The organism is Janibacter endophyticus (genome assembly GCF_016888335.1).
Taxonomy (GTDB): Bacteria; Actinomycetota; Actinomycetes; order Actinomycetales; family Dermatophilaceae; genus Marihabitans; species Marihabitans endophyticum.
This window is the reverse complement of record NZ_JAFEJG010000004.1, coordinates 856,609-871,139: the sequence shown is the minus strand read 5'-3', so window position 1 is coordinate 871,139 and position 14,531 is coordinate 856,609. Positions and strand designations below refer to the sequence as shown.

General features: G+C 72.7%; 14 protein-coding genes. 7 read left to right on the top strand and 7 right to left on the bottom strand.

From position 1 onward, the window contains the following. Positions 1 to 3: 3 nt before the first annotated feature. Positions 4 to 1,128, top strand: coding sequence for a phosphoserine transaminase (gene serC, locus JNO54_RS04225; protein WP_204144753.1), 1,125 nt, complete (start codon positions 4 to 6; stop codon positions 1,126 to 1,128). 81 nt (positions 1,129 to 1,209) lie between these two features. Here the strand turns inward: serC and JNO54_RS04220 are convergent, their stop codons facing one another. From JNO54_RS04220 to JNO54_RS04210, 3 genes are all read right to left on the bottom strand, one after another. Beyond that, complete coding sequence (locus JNO54_RS04220; protein ID WP_204142770.1) at positions 1,210 to 2,493, bottom strand: MFS transporter; 1,284 nt, start codon at positions 2,491 to 2,493, stop codon at positions 1,210 to 1,212. A 10-nt stretch (positions 2,494 to 2,503) separates the two neighbouring features. Then, positions 2,504 to 2,935 (bottom strand): MarR family winged helix-turn-helix transcriptional regulator, encoded by a 432-nt coding sequence (locus JNO54_RS04215; RefSeq protein WP_307818055.1) that lies wholly within the window; start codon positions 2,933 to 2,935, stop codon positions 2,504 to 2,506. Between the two features lie 225 nt (positions 2,936 to 3,160). Further along, positions 3,161 to 4,657 (bottom strand): NCS2 family permease, encoded by a 1,497-nt coding sequence (locus JNO54_RS04210; protein WP_204142768.1) that lies wholly within the window; start codon positions 4,655 to 4,657, stop codon positions 3,161 to 3,163. Between the two features lie 31 nt (positions 4,658 to 4,688). Here JNO54_RS04210 and JNO54_RS04205 point away from each other — a divergent pair, with 31 nt between their 5' ends. Beyond that, positions 4,689 to 4,976, top strand: a complete 288-nt coding sequence (locus tag JNO54_RS04205; RefSeq protein ID WP_307818054.1) for a DUF2530 domain-containing protein — start codon at positions 4,689 to 4,691, stop codon at positions 4,974 to 4,976. Here JNO54_RS04205 and JNO54_RS04200 read toward each other — a convergent pair. Then, complete coding sequence (locus JNO54_RS04200) at positions 4,973 to 5,716, bottom strand: DUF3027 domain-containing protein (protein WP_204142767.1); 744 nt, start codon at positions 5,714 to 5,716, stop codon at positions 4,973 to 4,975. The two genes, JNO54_RS04205 and JNO54_RS04200, sit on opposite strands and share 4 nt — an antisense overlap. Further along, on the bottom strand, positions 5,716 to 6,111 hold the full coding sequence (locus JNO54_RS04195; RefSeq protein ID WP_204142766.1) for a cold-shock protein: 396 nt from the start codon (positions 6,109 to 6,111) through the stop codon (positions 5,716 to 5,718). Before JNO54_RS04195 ends, JNO54_RS04200 begins: the two co-directional genes overlap by 1 nt. Before the next feature lie 182 nt (positions 6,112 to 6,293). Between JNO54_RS04195 and JNO54_RS04190 the strand changes: the two genes are divergently transcribed. Beyond that, positions 6,294 to 7,625, top strand: a complete 1,332-nt coding sequence (locus tag JNO54_RS04190) for an MFS transporter (protein ID WP_204142765.1) — start codon at positions 6,294 to 6,296, stop codon at positions 7,623 to 7,625. Here JNO54_RS04190 and JNO54_RS04185 read toward each other — a convergent pair. After that, a complete protein-coding gene (locus tag JNO54_RS04185; RefSeq protein WP_204142764.1) occupies positions 7,595 to 8,503 on the bottom strand; it encodes an aldose 1-epimerase family protein in 909 nt (302 codons plus the stop codon). The genes JNO54_RS04190 and JNO54_RS04185 overlap by 31 nt on opposite strands. A 77-nt stretch (positions 8,504 to 8,580) precedes the next feature. Here JNO54_RS04185 and JNO54_RS04180 point away from each other — a divergent pair, with 77 nt between their 5' ends. Beyond that, positions 8,581 to 10,812, top strand: a complete 2,232-nt coding sequence (locus tag JNO54_RS04180; protein WP_204142763.1) for a helicase-associated domain-containing protein — start codon at positions 8,581 to 8,583, stop codon at positions 10,810 to 10,812. Here JNO54_RS04180 and JNO54_RS04175 read toward each other — a convergent pair. Next, positions 10,809 to 11,753 (bottom strand): hydroxymethylglutaryl-CoA lyase, encoded by a 945-nt coding sequence (locus JNO54_RS04175; protein ID WP_204142762.1) that lies wholly within the window; start codon positions 11,751 to 11,753, stop codon positions 10,809 to 10,811. The genes JNO54_RS04180 and JNO54_RS04175 overlap by 4 nt on opposite strands. 36 nt (positions 11,754 to 11,789) lie before the next feature. Here JNO54_RS04175 and JNO54_RS04170 point away from each other — a divergent pair, with 36 nt between their 5' ends. The 3 genes from JNO54_RS04170 to JNO54_RS04160 all read left to right on the top strand — a co-directional run bounded on the left by JNO54_RS04170 (position 11,790) and on the right by JNO54_RS04160 (position 14,468). Next, positions 11,790 to 12,287: an O-acetyl-ADP-ribose deacetylase gene (locus JNO54_RS04170; protein WP_204142761.1), complete on the top strand. Its 498-nt coding sequence runs from the start codon at positions 11,790 to 11,792 to the stop codon at positions 12,285 to 12,287. A 96-nt stretch (positions 12,288 to 12,383) separates the two neighbouring features. Further along, positions 12,384 to 12,800 carry a hypothetical protein gene (locus JNO54_RS04165; RefSeq protein WP_204142760.1) on the top strand — a complete coding sequence of 139 codons (417 nt, stop codon included), beginning with the start codon at positions 12,384 to 12,386 and terminating at the stop codon, positions 12,798 to 12,800. 6 nt (positions 12,801 to 12,806) lie between these two features. Beyond that, positions 12,807 to 14,468, top strand: coding sequence for a DNA repair helicase XPB (locus JNO54_RS04160; RefSeq protein ID WP_204142759.1), 1,662 nt, complete (start codon positions 12,807 to 12,809; stop codon positions 14,466 to 14,468). Positions 14,469 to 14,531: the final 63 nt, after the last annotated feature.

Below are 14,531 nucleotides of genomic sequence, written 5' to 3'. Positions count from 1 at the left end.
GCAGTGACCTCGATCCCCGCGCACCTGCTCCCCCGCGACGGTCGCTTCGGCTCGGGTCCCAGCAAGATCCGCCAGGCCCAGGTCGATGCTCTAGCCCGCCTCGGCGCCACCGGCGGGGCAGCTCCTCCCCTGCTCGGCACCTCGCACCGCCAGGCACCGGTGCGGGCGGTCGTCGGCTCGGTACGGGCCGGCCTCGCCGAGCTGCTCGGCGCGCCGGAGGGGTACGAGATCGTCCTGGGCAACGGTGGATCGACAGCATTCTGGGACGCGGCGGCCTTCGGGCTCGTCGAGCGGCGCGCCCAGCACTGCGTCTTCGGCGAGTTCTCCAGCAAGTTCGCCGAGGTCACCCGCTCCGCGCCCTTCGTCGACGACCCGTCGGTGGTCTCGGCCGCCCCCGGCGGCGTCGCCCTGCCCGAGCCGACCGAGGGCGTCGACGTCTACGCGTGGCCGCACAACGAGACCTCGACAGGGGCGATGGCGCCGGTCTACCGGCCGCGCGGCGCCGAGGGTGCCCTCGTCGTCATCGACGCGACCTCGGCCGCCGGCGGCGTCGCCGTCGACCTCGCCGAGACCGACGTCTACTACTTCGCGCCGCAGAAGAGCTTCGCCTCCGACGGCGGGCTGTGGCTCGCGGCGCTCAGCCCGGCCGCGGTCGAGCGGGCCGAGCGGGTCAAGGCGTCCGGCCGATGGATCCCGGCGAGCCTCGACCTCGTGACGGCGATCGAGAACAGCCGCAAGGACCAGACCTACAACACCCCGGCGCTCGCTACGCTCGTGATGCTCGACGAGCAGGTCCGCTGGCTCCTCGAGCAGGGTGGGCTCGCGTGGGCGGATGCGCGCACGCGGGAGTCCTCAGGCCTGATCCACGCGTGGGCCCAGCGGCGCCCCGAGGCGAGCCTCTTCGTCGCCGACCCGCACCACCGCTCGCAGGTGGTGACGACGATCGACCTCGACGAGGGCGTCGACGCGGCGGCCCTCATCGCGACGTTGCGGGAGCACGGCGTCGTCGACGTCGACCCCTACCGCAAGCTCGGGCGCAACCAGCTGCGGGTCGCGACCTTCCCGGCGGTCGAGCCGGCGGACGTCGAGGCGTTGCTGGCCTGCCTCGACCACCTGCTCGACGGCTGAGTCAGAGGAAGGCCCCGGCTGCGACGGCCACGACGAGGGCAAGGAGGACGACGACGGTGGTCGTCCGGCGGAAGTTCGGGCTCAACGTGCTGCCTCCGGGACGGGGTGGGTCGGAGCGACGGTGACCCGCAGGTGCGGGCGTCGCTGGGACTCGTAGCTGACGGTGACATTCTCGTGCCTCGCGAGCCAGAAGGAGACCACGAGGAGGGTGAGGGCGACCGCGATGGTCCCCACACCGATGGTCCACCTGGGGCCGAGGAGGTCACCGATCCAGCCGATGATCGGGGCGCCGAGGGGGGTGCCACCGAAGAAGATCGCCATGTAGAGCGCCATGACACGGCCGCGCATCGACGGTTCGGTCCGCATCTGCACCATGGCGTTGGCGGTGGTCATGGCGGTGAGCGCGGTGAGACCGCAGGCGGCGAGCGCGGCCGCGAAGGTCGCGTAGCCGGGGGCGATCGCGGCCGCGCCGGACGCGCCGACGAAGCCGACGAGCGCGAGCAGGAGAACCCGCAGCCTGGGCTCGCTGCGGCGGGCCGCGAGCAGTGCGGCGGAGAGTGAGCCGACCGCCATGACGGAGCCGAGCAGGCCGTACTCCTGCGACCCCTTGTCGAAGACCTGGGTGGCCATGAGCGCGATCGTGATCTGGAAGTTCATCCCGAAGGTGCCGAGGACGAAGATCAGCAGCATGACGAGCTGGAGGTCCGGGCGGCGCCTGACGTACCGCAGACCGTCGCGGGCAGAGCCGTGACCGGCGGCCCGCGGCGCAGGGGTGAGCTCGGAGGCCCGGATGAGCAGCAGAGATCCGATGACCGCGGCGAAGGTCGCGGCGTTGGCGAGCATGGCCGGGCCGGAGCCGAAGGCTGCGATCGTCAGGCCCGCGACGGCGGGGCCAAGCAGCCGCCCGAGGTTGAAGGACGCGCTGTTCAGGGCGACGGCGTTGGCCAGACGGGTGCGGGGGACCATCTCGCCGACGAAGGTCTGCCGCGCCGGGTTGTCGAAGGCGGTGGCGATCCCGGTGAGCAGGGCGAGCCCGTAGAAGTGCCACAGCTGCGCGGTGCCGGTGACGACGAGCAGACCGCCGAGGAGCGCGGCGAGCGCGAGCGTGACCTGGGTCGCGATGAGCAGGGTGCGCTTGGGGACGCGGTCGGCGACGGCACCGGTCCACGGGGCGAGGAAGAGCATCGGGGCGAACTGCAGCCCGGTGACGATGCCGAGCGCGGTGGCCGAGTGGTCGGTGAGCTCGGTGAGGACGACCCAGTCCTGGGCGACGCGGCCCATCCACGTCCCGACGTTGGAGACGAGGGCGCCGGCGGCCCAGATGCGGTAGTTGCGGATCCCGAGGGAGGCGAAGGTGGGGCTCACAGGTGTCGGGTCACCTCGCCGCGATCTTGGTGAGGATCTGGGCGGCCTCGGTGAGGGTGACGCGCTCGTCCGCGCTGAGCTCGGTGACCCGCTCGACCATCCACATGTCACGGCGGCGGCGGGTCGTCGCAAGGACGTCCTGGCCGGCGTCGGTGATCGTCACGAGGACCTGGCGGCCGTCGTCCGGGTGCTCGGAGCGGGTGACGTAGCCGTCGTCGACGAGCCCGCCGACGGTGCGGGTCATGCTCGGGGCGGAGACGTTCTCGACGTCGGCGAGCGCCCTGGGGGTGAGCGGGCCGTGCTCGAGACGGCAGAGCACGGAGAACTGGTGCGGGGCGATCACGTCACCGCTCTCGAAACGGACCCGGCGACTGATGCGCATGCAGGCCAGCCGGAGGTCCTCCGAGAGGGTGCGGATGCCCTTGGCCTCGCGTGAGGTCACAAAGGGCTCCCTTCGGGCTGGAGGTTCGGTCAGACACTTAGCATAACTCATTACTCGTGCTAACTATTCCCCGACTGCCCCACCCCGCCCGACCCGCACCGACCCGCCCTCCCCCCCCTTCGCACGAGCCAAGGCTCGTACCAACCGTTCTGGAGCGATCAGGCGGTACGAGCCTTGGCTCGTGCGATCAGAGGGGCGCCGGACGAAGGGGGTGCGGCCGGGACGTCAGCTGACGCCGAGGAGATCCTTGATCGGGTCGATCCCGAAGTAGAGGACGAAGAGGAGCGCCACGAGCCACATGAGCGGGTGGATCGCGGCTGCGCGCCCGCGGACGACCTTGAGCAGCACGTACGTCACGAACCCCGCGCCGATACCAGCGGTGATCGAGTACGTGAAGGGCATGATGACGATCGTCAGGAAGGCCGGGATCGCGATCTCCAGGTCATCCCAGTCGATCTCCTTGACCTGCTGCATCATGAGGAAGCCGACGAGGACCAGGGCCGGTGTGGCCGCCTCGTACGGGACCACCGCGACGAGCGGGCTGAGGAAGGTCGCCAGGAGGAAGAGCACCCCGGTGACGATCGACGCGAGCCCCGTGCGGGCTCCTTCGCCGACGCCGGAGGCCGACTCGATATAGGCGGTGTTCGACGAGACGCTCGCGGCACCGCCGGCGATCGCACCGATCGAGTCGACGACGAGGATCTTCTGGCTGTTCGGCGGGTTGCCCTCCTCGTCGAGCAGGCCACCCTCGGCGCCCACGGCCACCATCGTGCCCATCGTGTCGAAGAAGTCGGCGAGCATGAGCGTGAAGATCAGCAGCAGCGCGGCGACGATGCCGACCTTGTCGAACGAGCCGAGCAGGTTGAAGTCACCGAGCAGCCCGAAGTCCGGCGTCGACATGATCGAGTCGGGCAGCGCGGGGACGTTGAGCCCCCAGCCCGTCGGGTTGGTCACGGTGCCGTCCGGGTTGGGGATCCGCGGGCCGACCTTGGCGATCGCCTCGACGACGAGGGCGAGCACCGTCGTCGCGACGATCCCGATGAGGATCGAGCCCTTCACGCCCCGCGTGTAGAGGCCGATGATGATGAAGAGGCCGATGACGAAGACGAGCAGCGGCCAGCCGGCGAGGAAGCCACCGACGCCGAGCTCGCCGAGCGGACCGCCCGCAGCCTTGCGCACCACGCCGGCGTCGACGAGCCCGACGACGGTGATGAAGAGACCGATACCGACGGAGATGGCCGTCTTGAGCTGCGCCGGGACCGCGTGCAGCACGGCCTTGCGGAAGCCGGTGAGGACGAGCAGGAGGATGATGATGCCCTCCATGACCACGAGCCCCATGGCGTCCGCCCAGGTCATCCCGGGGAGCTTGGCGATGCCGAAGGCGACGAACGCGTTGAGCCCGAGCCCGGTGGCGAGCGCGAGCGGGTAGTTGGCGACCGCACCCATGAGGATCGTCAGCAGGCCGGCCACGAGCGCCGTGCCAGCCGCGACCATGAGCTTGGCCTGCTCGACGTCGCCGCCACCGAGGAAACCACCGGTGGAGTCGGCCTGGGTGCCGATGATCAGCGGGTTGAGGACCACGATGTAGGCCATCGTGAAGAAGGTGGCGAGACCGCCGCGGATCTCGCGGCTGACGGTGGAGCCGCGCTCGGTGATCTTGAAGTAGCCGTCCAGACCGCCGCTGCCGCTTGGGCGCTCGGTCGTCTCAGGGGTAGAAGACATGCGCGCAGAGTAGTGCGCCTACGCTGGCCCCGTGACAGGGGACTCAGCAGATGGTCCGGGCGAAGGGGGAGCCTCTCTCGTCCGCGTCCGCAGCGACCGCGTCGTCATCGGCGGGATGGTCCTGTGGGCGCTCGCCCTCGCGCTCGTCCTCGTGGTGCCCGAGCTGCGCTCGGGCGGGCGGGACTGGTGGCCGTGGGCGTGCGTCACCGGCCTCGCGCTCGGGGCGCTCGGCTGGGTCTACCTGCGGCGGGGCCGCGGCAACGCTGCCGAGGCGGACGCGCCGGTCCGCGTGCCGGACAAGGTCCGGCGCTCGACCTAGAGCTCGTCGACGAGGGTCTCGTCGAGGACCGGCTCGCCGATCCGCTCGGGCTCGGGCGCGTCGATGTCGACCTCGGAGTGCGCGCCGCACCCGTGGTCGAGGCTCACGACGCTGCCGTCGCTCGGCGACCACTCGTTGGCGCAGACGCCGAAGACCGGCCGCAGCGCACCGGTCATCGGCACGAAGTAGCCGCACGTCGAGCAGGTGGCGCTCGCCTTGAGCGCCACGGTGGCTTTGGGACCGTGGTCGCCGTCGTACCAGCGCTGGGCGGCGGCCTCGCGGCCCTCGCCGGAGAGCACGCGGGGTCGGCCGAGGCCGAGCTCCCACTGCGCGAGCTGGTCGACGTCCTCGTCACCGGTCGCCTCGAAGCCGGCCACGAGGTAGGGGTCGTCGTCGATCTTCGGGGTGACGTCGCCGGGGCCGACGTCGCCGGGGCGCAGCCGCTCGGCCCAGGGCAGCCACTCGGGCGAGAGCAGCGAGTCCTCGCCGGGGACGAGGTGGGTCTCGCAGATCGTCGCCGTCTTGGCGCGCGGCGCGCGGGCGACGGAGACGGCCCAGCGCCAGCCGCGGTAGCCGGCGGCGGTGCACGTGAAGTAGTGGGTGCCGAGGCGCTCCTCATCCATGACGAAGCCCTCGTGAGCGCCGACGGTCCCGGGGTCGGCGACCTCGGTCACCGCGGCGAGCGCGAGCTCGGTCGCGGCGGCGAGGACGGCGTCCTTCTTCGCGGCCTTGGCAGCCATCAGACGTCCAGGTCGTCGGCGACGCGGCGCATCACCTGGGCGATCTTGCTGCCGTGTCCCTTGTCGGGGTAGCGGCCGTGGCGGAGCCCGGCGCCGACGCCGTCGAGGAGCTTGATGAGGTCCTCGACGATGACGACCATCTCCTCGGGCTCCTTGCGGTCGCGCATGCGGCGGTTGGTGGTGACGCTCGGGGCCGGGTCGAGCACCGTGACGGAGAGGGCCTGCGCGCCGCGGCGGCCCTCGACGATGCCGAACTCGACGCGCGTGCCGCCCTTGAGCGTCTGCGTCCCCTGGGGGAGCGCGTTGGCGTGGAGGAAGACGTCCTCGCCGTCGTCGCCGGAGATGAAGCCGAAGCCCTTCTCCTGGTCGTACCACTTGACCTTGCCAGTCGGCACGGTGCACCTCTTGAGTCGCTCGAAGGGGGATCCGCCGGCCGGCGGGTTCCCCAGGGAATGTCTGTGGGCCCGGTCCCGGGCCGACCTCCAGGCTAACGCGCCCCGAGGACCGGCTCGGCCCCCTTCGGCCGGCGGCCGTCTCGAGATGCCGACTCGGGGCAGTTCGGGCAGAGTTGCCGCCCATGACCGCAGACCGGACCGCCCACCTCCCGGTGGACGTCCCGTCCGCGGAGATCGGGCCCGGGGTCCGGGGCTTCTGGCGGGCGCTGCCGCGCGAGGGCCGCTTCCTGCTGTCGACGGTGGCGCTGCAGCACCTGGGGCGCGGGATGACCCTGCCCTTCACGGTGATCTACCTCCACGAGGTGCGCGACTTCAGCCTCGAGACGTCCGGCACGCTCATGGGTCTCATGGCGGTCATCGCGGCGGTCTACGGGCCGGTCGCAGGCACCTTCGTCGACCGGGTGGGCGCCCGGATCGTCGTCATGAGCGGCAGCATCCTCGCCTCGACCGGCACGGTGATCCTCGCCTTCGCGACGACCCTGCCGATCGCGCTCGCGGCGACGCTCTTCCTCGGGCTCGCGCACGGCACCGGCTGGTCGGGGTCGAACTCGCTCATCTCCTCGATCGTCAAGGGGCCGCTGCGGCAGCGCTACTTCGGGGTAAACTTCGCCCTGCTCAACCTCGGCATCGGGGTCGGCGGGGTCCTTGCCGGCGTCTTCGTCGACGTCGACCGGCCGGTGACCTTCGAGGTGCTCTTCCTGCTCGACGCCGTCCTCGTCCTCATCCCCGTCATGTGGCTGCTCGGGCCGCTGCGCCACGTCCACGGCCGGGCGGTGCACGACGACCAGGCGTCCCCCCGCTCGTACCGCGAGGTCCTCCGGATCCCCGGCTTCCGGTGGATCCTCGCGCTGACGGCGATCACGAGCACGGTCGGCTACGGCCAGATGGAGGCGGGCATCCCGGTCTTCGCGCGCATGGTCTCGGAGGTGAGCACCGAGGCGGTCGGCTTCCTTTTCGCGGCCAACACGATCGTCATCGTGGCCCTGCAGTTCGCCGTGCTGCACCGCATCGAGGGGCACCGCCGCACCCGCGTCATGATGCTGCTGCTCGCGATCTGGGCGGTCTCCTGGGCGGTCCTCGGTGTCTCCGGCCTGCTGCCGGGCACCCTCGTCGCGGCGATCCTCGTCGTCGCCTTCGGCGCGGTCTTCGGCCTCGGCGAGACGCTGCTGCAGCCCTCGATCCCGGCGATGGTCAACGACTCGGCGCCCGACCACCTCCGCGGCCGGATGAACGCCGCGAGCTCGACGTCCTTCATGGTCGGCGCGGTCGTCGGCCCGGTCCTCGCCGGTCAGCTGCTCGGCAAGGGCCAGCCGGCGCTCTTCGTCGGTCTCATGCTCCTCGGCCTCGCCGTGAGCGCGTGGCTGCTGCTGCGGATCGAGTCGATCGTCAGCCCGGAGGTCAACGGCGTGAGGGCACGCCCGGCTCAGGAGACGCGGGACTCGATCCCCCACTGAGCGGTCCACGTCTGCCCCGGCTCGAGGCGGACCAGGCCGACGCCGGTGTTGTACGCGTCGGCCGGGCAGGACAGCGGCTCGACCGCGATCCCCGGCGCTCCCCCTTCGCCCCGGGCACGGCCGGTGAAGACCTGGACCCAGTCGAGACCCGGCCCGCCCCAGACCCGGCAGGTCAGGGCGTCCGTCGTCAGGTCGACCTGCCAGCAGCGGTCCTCGCCGCGGGCCAGCCCGGTGTAGGCGTGGTCGATCTCGCGGTCCCCGAGGGGCTCGCCGCCACGGAGGTCGAAGGGGGTGCCGCTCACCTCGACGAGGTCGGCCGGGAGGCTGCGCTCGTCGACGGTGAGCACCTGGTCGGCGGGCACGGTGAGCCGGGCGTCACCTGCGGCGGTGCCGCCGAGGGCGAGGTAGGGGTGGGCGCCGTAACCCCAGGGCGCGGTGGCCGTCCCGACGTTCGTTGCCTGGGTGGTGCAGGTCAGACCGGTGCCGTCGAGGACCCAGGCGGCGGTCACCTCGACGTGGAACGGCCACCCCGGGCGCGGGTGGATCGTGTGGGCGACGACGACGGCGTCCTCGTGCCGCTCGCGCAGCCGCCAGGACTCCCAGCGGGTCAGCCCGTGGCTCGCGTTGCCGGTCCTCGGCTCGGTGATCGGGAGGGTGTGCTCCTGCCCCTCGATCGTGTACCGCCCGTCGCGCAGGCGGTTGGGCCACGGGACGAGCACCTGGCCGCGCCCGGCGGAGGCCATCTCGTCGACGGTGTAGCCCGCGACGACGTCGTGGTCACCGCGGCGCAGCGTGCGCAGGCCTCCGCCTACCTCGGTGATGACGGCGACGAGGTCGCCGTGCTCGATCTGCCACTGCTCTCCGCTCGGGTGGGCCATGCTCCGAACCTAGCGTCCGCCACCGTGGGGACCAGGACCCCACGGTGGCGGACGCAACAGCGAGTAGCGTGCGCAGGGTGCGTTCCCTGGCCGAGGACATCCGTTCCCGCTCCGACGGTGAGCTGGCTCGGCTGCTCCAGGCCCGGCCGGACCTCACCCGACCCGCTCCCGCCGACCTCTCGGCGCTGGCCGCCCGCTCGCTGACCCTCGCGAGCACGACGCGCGGGATCGACCACCTCGACGACGACCACCTCGCGACCCTCGAGGCGGTCGCCCTCCTCGACGGCGGCACCCGGGAGCAGGTCGAAGGGGTGGAGGAGAGCGTGCCGGCCGGCCTCACCGGCCTCCTCGGCGAGGAGGGGCTGTCCACCCGCCTCGTCACCCTGCGTGATGCCGCGCTGCTCTGGCGCTCCCCGGACGGGCTGGCGCCGACCCGCACCGTGAGCGACGTCCTCGGCCCCCACCCCGGCGGGCTGGGCCCGACCGCGGCATCGCTCGGGGTCGAGGTTCCCCCGCCGGACGAGCTCGCCCGGCTGCACGACGAGGCACCGCCCGCCGCACGCTCCGTGCTCGACCGGCTCGTCGACGGCGGCCCCGTCGCGACCGTGAGCAGCGACAGCCGGGCCGCCGAGGCCGCTGCATGGCTCGCCGGGCACGGGCTGGCCGCCGTGACCGAGGACCCCGCCGAGGCCACCCGTCTGCGGGTCGTCCTCCCTCGCGAGGTCACCCTCGCCCTCCGTGGCGGCCTCCGCCGGCAGGTCACCACCGCACCCCGCGCGGAGGCGGGGGCCAGCACCTTCGCCCAGGACCCCGGCACCGCCACCGCTGCCGTCGTCCTCGACCTCGTCGCCCTCGTCGACGAGGTGCTCGAGCACCTCGAGTCCGCGCGGCCGCGCGTGCTGCGCAGCGGCGGGCTCGCCCTGGCCGACCTGCGCGGCCTGGCCCGCGAGACCGGCCTGAGCACCGACGACCTGCGAGCCCTCCTCGACCTCGCCCTCGGCGCCCGGCTGCTCGCCGACGACGGCTCAGACGAACCCACCTGGCGGCTCACGACACGCATCGACACCTGGCGAGAGTCGAGCACCGCCGAGAGGTGGCTCGAGCTCGCCACCCCGTGGCTCAGCTCGCCGCGCACGACCATGGCTCGCGGAGAGAGCGCCCCACGCGCCCTCTCCGACGACATGGTCTGGCCGCCGATCCGCAGCCTGCGCACCGACGTCCTGGCGATCCTCGCCGAGGGGGCCCACGGCGAGCACGTGGTCCCGGCCCTTCGCCGCCGTCGCCCGCGGCGCCTGCCCGAGGACGTCGGCCCGCTCGTCTCCTCGCTCCTCGAGGAGGCCACCCGTCTCGGGCTCCTGCACGAGGGCAGGATGGGCCCTGCCGGGTGCGCGCTCGTCGAGGGCGACCCCGAGCGCGCAGCGTCCGTGCTCGAGGAGCACCTGCCGGCACCGGTCGACCAGGCGCTCGTCCAGGCCGACCTCACGGCGGTCGTCCCCGGGCCCCCGACGCCGACGCTCGCCGCGACGTTGCGCCGTGCGGCCACGCTGGAGTCACGGGGTGGCGCCTCGATCTACCGCTTCGACGAGGCATCGGTCCGGCAGGCGCTGGACGCCGGGATGGACGGCGAGAGCCTGCTCGCCGAGCTCGCCGCGGCCAGCCGCACACCGCTCCCCCAGGGCCTGGAGTACCTCGTCCGCGACGTCGCCCGCCGCCACGGCGAGCTCCGGGCGGGCAGCGCCGGCTCGTACCTGCGCAGCGACGACGAGGTGCATCTCGACCAGCTCCTCGCCCGGCGCGACCTCTCCCACCTCCAGCTCCGCCGGATCGCGCCGACGGTGCTCATCTCCCCCGCCGCGGCTCCGGTCCTCGTCGAGAGCCTGCGCGAGGTCGGCGCCGCCCCGGTCCGCGAGGGCTCCGGCGGGGTGCTGACGGGCGCCGCTGCCCCGCGACGGGTCACCCCGCCCCGCGAGCCCGCACCGCCGCTCACCACCGCGACGGACCCCCTTTCGCTCGTGGCCGCGATGCGACGCGGCGAGACCTCCGCGCAGGCGCGTGCGCTCACCAGCCCCACCGGCCCGCCCCTGCCGTCGATGGACCCGGCGGGCGTGGCCGGCATGCTCCGCGAGGCCGCGGCCGACCGGTCCGCGGTCTGGGTCGGTGTCGCCGACGCGATCGGCGAGGTGCGGCGCGTGCTGCTGGTGCCCGAGGCGGTCGAGGGTGGTCGCGTGCGCGGCCTCGTCGACGACGAGCCGCGGAGCTACTCGATCCACCGGATCACCGGGGTCGTGGCCGTGGGCGACCAGCCCTAGGAGTCGGCGCCTGCGAGAGCCTTGACCACGCGGGACGGTGCCGGGCGCCCGAGCTGCTCGGCCATCCACACGCTCGTCACGACGAGCGCGTCGAGGTCGACACCGGTCTCGATGCCCAGCCCATGGAGCGCCCAGACGAGGTCCTCGGTCGCGAGGTTCCCGGTCGCGCTCTTGGCGTACGGGCACCCGCCGAGGCCACCCGTCGACGCGTCGACGACCCGCACGCCGGCGCGGAGCGCGGCCATCGTGTTCGACAGCGCCTGGCCGTACGTGTCGTGGAAGTGCACGCCGATCCGCTCCACCCCGATCCCCCGGGCGTCGAGCTCGGCGAGCAGCGCCTCGACGTGGCCGGGGGTGCCGGTGCCGATGGTGTCGCCGAGCGAGAGCTGGTCTGCACCGAGCGCCATGAGTCGCTCGCAGACGTCGGCGACCTGCGGGATCGGCACCGGACCCTCCCACGGGTCGCCGAAGGCCATCGACACGTAGGCCCGCACCCAGAGGTCCTCGTCGCGGGCCCGTTTGACGACGGGGGCGAACATCTCGACCGACTCGGCGACCGAGCGGCCGAGGTTGCGCTGGGCGAAGGTCTCCGTGGCACTGCCGAAGATCGCGACCGCACCGACCCCGTGCTCGAGCGCCCGGTCGAGGCCGCGCTCGTTCGGCACGAGCACCGGCCGCCTCGCACCCCGCCCGGCCTCGCCGAGCGACTCGAGCAGCTCGCCCGCGTCGGCGAGCTGCGGCACCCACCGAGGGCTGACGAAGGAGGTCGTCTCGATCGTCGTCAGCCCGGCCGCGACGAGCCGGCGGACGAGCTCGGCCTTGACCTCGGTCGGGACGACCGACTGCTCGTTCTGCAGACCGTCCCGGGGGCCGACCTCGTAGATCGTCACCGGCCCGCCGATCGAGGAGGACGGCACGACGTGCGGCAGCGAGACGCTCATGGCCCCATCGTGGCACCCCGGTGGGAGCATGGCCCCATGACGACTCTGCGCGTGGTCCAGGGAGACATCACGACCGTCGAGATCGACGCGGTCGTCAACGCGGCGAGCAGCGCGATGCGCGGCGGGGGTGGCGTCGACGGCGCGATCCATGCCGCTGGCGGTCCGCAGATCCTGGCTGCGTGCATCGAGCGCTTCCCCGACGGACTGCCCACGGGCGAGGCCGGCTGGACGACCGCGGGCGACCTGCCGGCCCGGTGGGTGATCCACACGGTGGGGCCGAACCACCGTGCGGGACAACGCGATCGGCGACTCCTCGGGTCGTGCTACCGCCGCTCCCTCGAGGTCGCCGACGAGCTGGGCGCCCGGTCGGTCGCCTTCCCGCTCGTCAGCGCCGGGATCTACGGATGGCCGAAGGGGGATGCCGTCGCCTGCGCGGTCGAGACGCTCCGCACGACGCCCACCGAGGTCGAGGACGTCGCGATCGTCGTCCTCGACGAGGAGAGCGCCGACCTCGTCCGGGCCGAGATCGGGTGACCGGCGAGCGCTCCCCGTGGGTGCCGACGGCCGGCTCCCGTAGCCTGATCCGTTGGGAGGAAGCCCCCTCCACCACGGCACGAGGACGAAGGCGACGTGAGCGAGAACCCCTACCCCGAGCACCAGCCCGGCGGCGGCTACCTCCCCGGTGGCTACCAGCCCCAGGGCGCCTCCGGGCCCAGCGGCCCGACCCTGCCCAGCGGCGCCCCGAACCCCTACGGCAACCTCCCCCGCCCGGCGCAGCCGAGCATCTCGGCGATGGTGCTCACCGGTGTCTCGGCGATGCTCACCCTGTCCGTCTACTGCGCGTGCATCGGGCTCCCGCCGCTGATCCTCGGGATCATGGCTCTCGTCAAGCACTCGCAGGACCCCGCAGGCGCCTCACGGCTGGCCAAGATCGGCTGGGTGGTCCTCGCCGTCATGACCGTGCTGGCGATCGCCGGGCTCGTCCTCGCCTTCGCCGTCTACGACATGGGCGGCCCCACTCCGACCTCCCCCTACCCGACGTACTGATGCCCTATGCCTGACGGTGCCCTCATCGTCCAGTCGGACAAGACGATCCTCCTCGAGGTCGACCACCCCGCCTCCGCCGACGCGAGGCGGGCCATCGCACCCTTCGCCGAGCTCGAGCGCAGCCCCGAGCACATCCACACCTACCGGGTCACCCCGCTCGGGCTGTGGAACGCCCGCGCAGCGGGCCACGACGCGGAGCAGGTCGTCCACGCGCTCGTCACCCACTCGCGCTACCCCGTCCCGCAGGGGCTGCTCGTCGACATCGCCGAGACGATGGACCGCTACGGCAGGCTCACCCTGCGCAAGGACGACGAGGGCCGGCTCACCCTCGTCACGAGGGACCGCGCCGTGCTCACCGAGGTGCTGCGGCACAAGAAGATCAAGCCGCTGCTCGGCGAGCGCATCGACGAGGACACGATCCTCGTCCACCCCTCCGAGCGCGGGACCCTCAAGCAGGAGCTGCTCAAGGTCGGCTGGCCCGCCGAGGACGAGGCCGGGTACGTCGACGGCGAGGCCCACCCGATCGCCCTCGCCGAGGACGGCTGGACGCTGCGGCCCTACCAGCAGCAGGCGGTCGACGGCTTCTGGGACGGTGGCTCCGGGGTCGTCGTGCTCCCCTGCGGTGCGGGCAAGACGCTCGTCGGTGCGGCCTCGATGGCCAAGGCCTCCGCGACGACGCTCATCCTCGTGACCAACACGGTGAGCGCCCGGCAGTGGAAGGACGAGCTGCTCGCCCGGACCTCGCTCACCGAGGACGAGATCGGCGAGTACTCCGGCGCGCGCAAGGAGATCCGGCCGGTGACGATCGCGACCTACCAGGTGCTCACGCTGCGCCGGAAGGGCGTCTACCCGCACCTCGAGCTGCTCGACGCCCGCGACTGGGGCCTCGTCGTCTACGACGAGGTGCACCTCCTGCCGGCCCCGATCTTCCGGATGACCGCGGACCTCCAGGCTCGCCGTCGGCTCGGCCTCACCGCGACGCTCGTGCGCGAGGACGGGCGTGAGGGCGACGTCTTCAGCCTCATCGGGCCCAAGCGCTTCGACGCGCCGTGGAAGGACATCGAGTCGCAGGGGTACATCGCGCCCGCCGACTGCGTCGAGGTCCGCGTCTCGATGACGGAGTCGATGCGGATGGCCTACGCGACGGCCGAGCCCGAGGACCGCTACCGGCTGGCGTCGACCACCCCGGGCAAGCTCGACGTCGTCGAGGCGCTCGTCCGCAGGCACCGCGCGACCGAGCCGGACGGTGAGCCGACCCTGGTCATCGGCCAGTACCTCGACCAGCTCGACGAGATCGTCGAGCGCCTCGGGTGCGACCTCATCACCGGCCAGACGCCGGTCAAGGAGCGGCAGCGGCTCTTCGCCGACTTCCGCGAAGGGAGGTCGCGCCTCCTTGTCGTCTCCAAGGTCGCGAACTTCTCCGTCGACCTCCCCGAGGCCTCGGTCGCGATCCAGGTGAGCGGGACCTTCGGGTCACGGCAGGAGGAGGCGCAGCGGCTGGGTCGGGTCCTCCGGCCGAAGGGGGACGGCCGCACCGCGCACTTCTACACCGTCGTCACCCGAGACACGGTCGACGCCGAGATGGCCGCGCACCGCCAGCGGTTCCTCGCCGAGCAGGGCTATGCCTACCGGATCGTCGACGCCGAGGACGTCCTGCGCGACGGCTGATCGGCCCCCGGGTGCACCGGACCGGCCGCAGAACTGCCCAGCCGTTGTCCAGCACCCTCACAG

What these genes read in the sequence shown, in the direction of transcription:
- JNO54_RS04160 (WP_204142759.1), top strand. Translation starts at nt 12,807, where the DNA reads ATGCCTGACGGTGCCCTCATCGTCCAGTCGGACAAGACGATCCTCCTC.
- JNO54_RS04170 (WP_204142761.1), top strand. Translation starts at nt 11,790, where the DNA reads ATGACGACTCTGCGCGTGGTCCAGGGAGACATCACGACCGTCGAGATC.
- JNO54_RS04200 (WP_204142767.1), bottom strand. Translation starts at nt 5,716, where the DNA reads ATGGCTGCCAAGGCCGCGAAGAAGGACGCCGTCCTCGCCGCCGCGACC.
- JNO54_RS04190 (WP_204142765.1), top strand. Translation starts at nt 6,294, where the DNA reads ATGACCGCAGACCGGACCGCCCACCTCCCGGTGGACGTCCCGTCCGCG.
- JNO54_RS04210 (WP_204142768.1), bottom strand. Translation starts at nt 4,657, where the DNA reads ATGTCTTCTACCCCTGAGACGACCGAGCGCCCAAGCGGCAGCGGCGGT.
- JNO54_RS04185 (WP_204142764.1), bottom strand. Translation starts at nt 8,503, where the DNA reads ATGGCCCACCCGAGCGGAGAGCAGTGGCAGATCGAGCACGGCGACCTC.
- JNO54_RS04175 (WP_204142762.1), bottom strand. Translation starts at nt 11,753, where the DNA reads ATGAGCGTCTCGCTGCCGCACGTCGTGCCGTCCTCCTCGATCGGCGGG.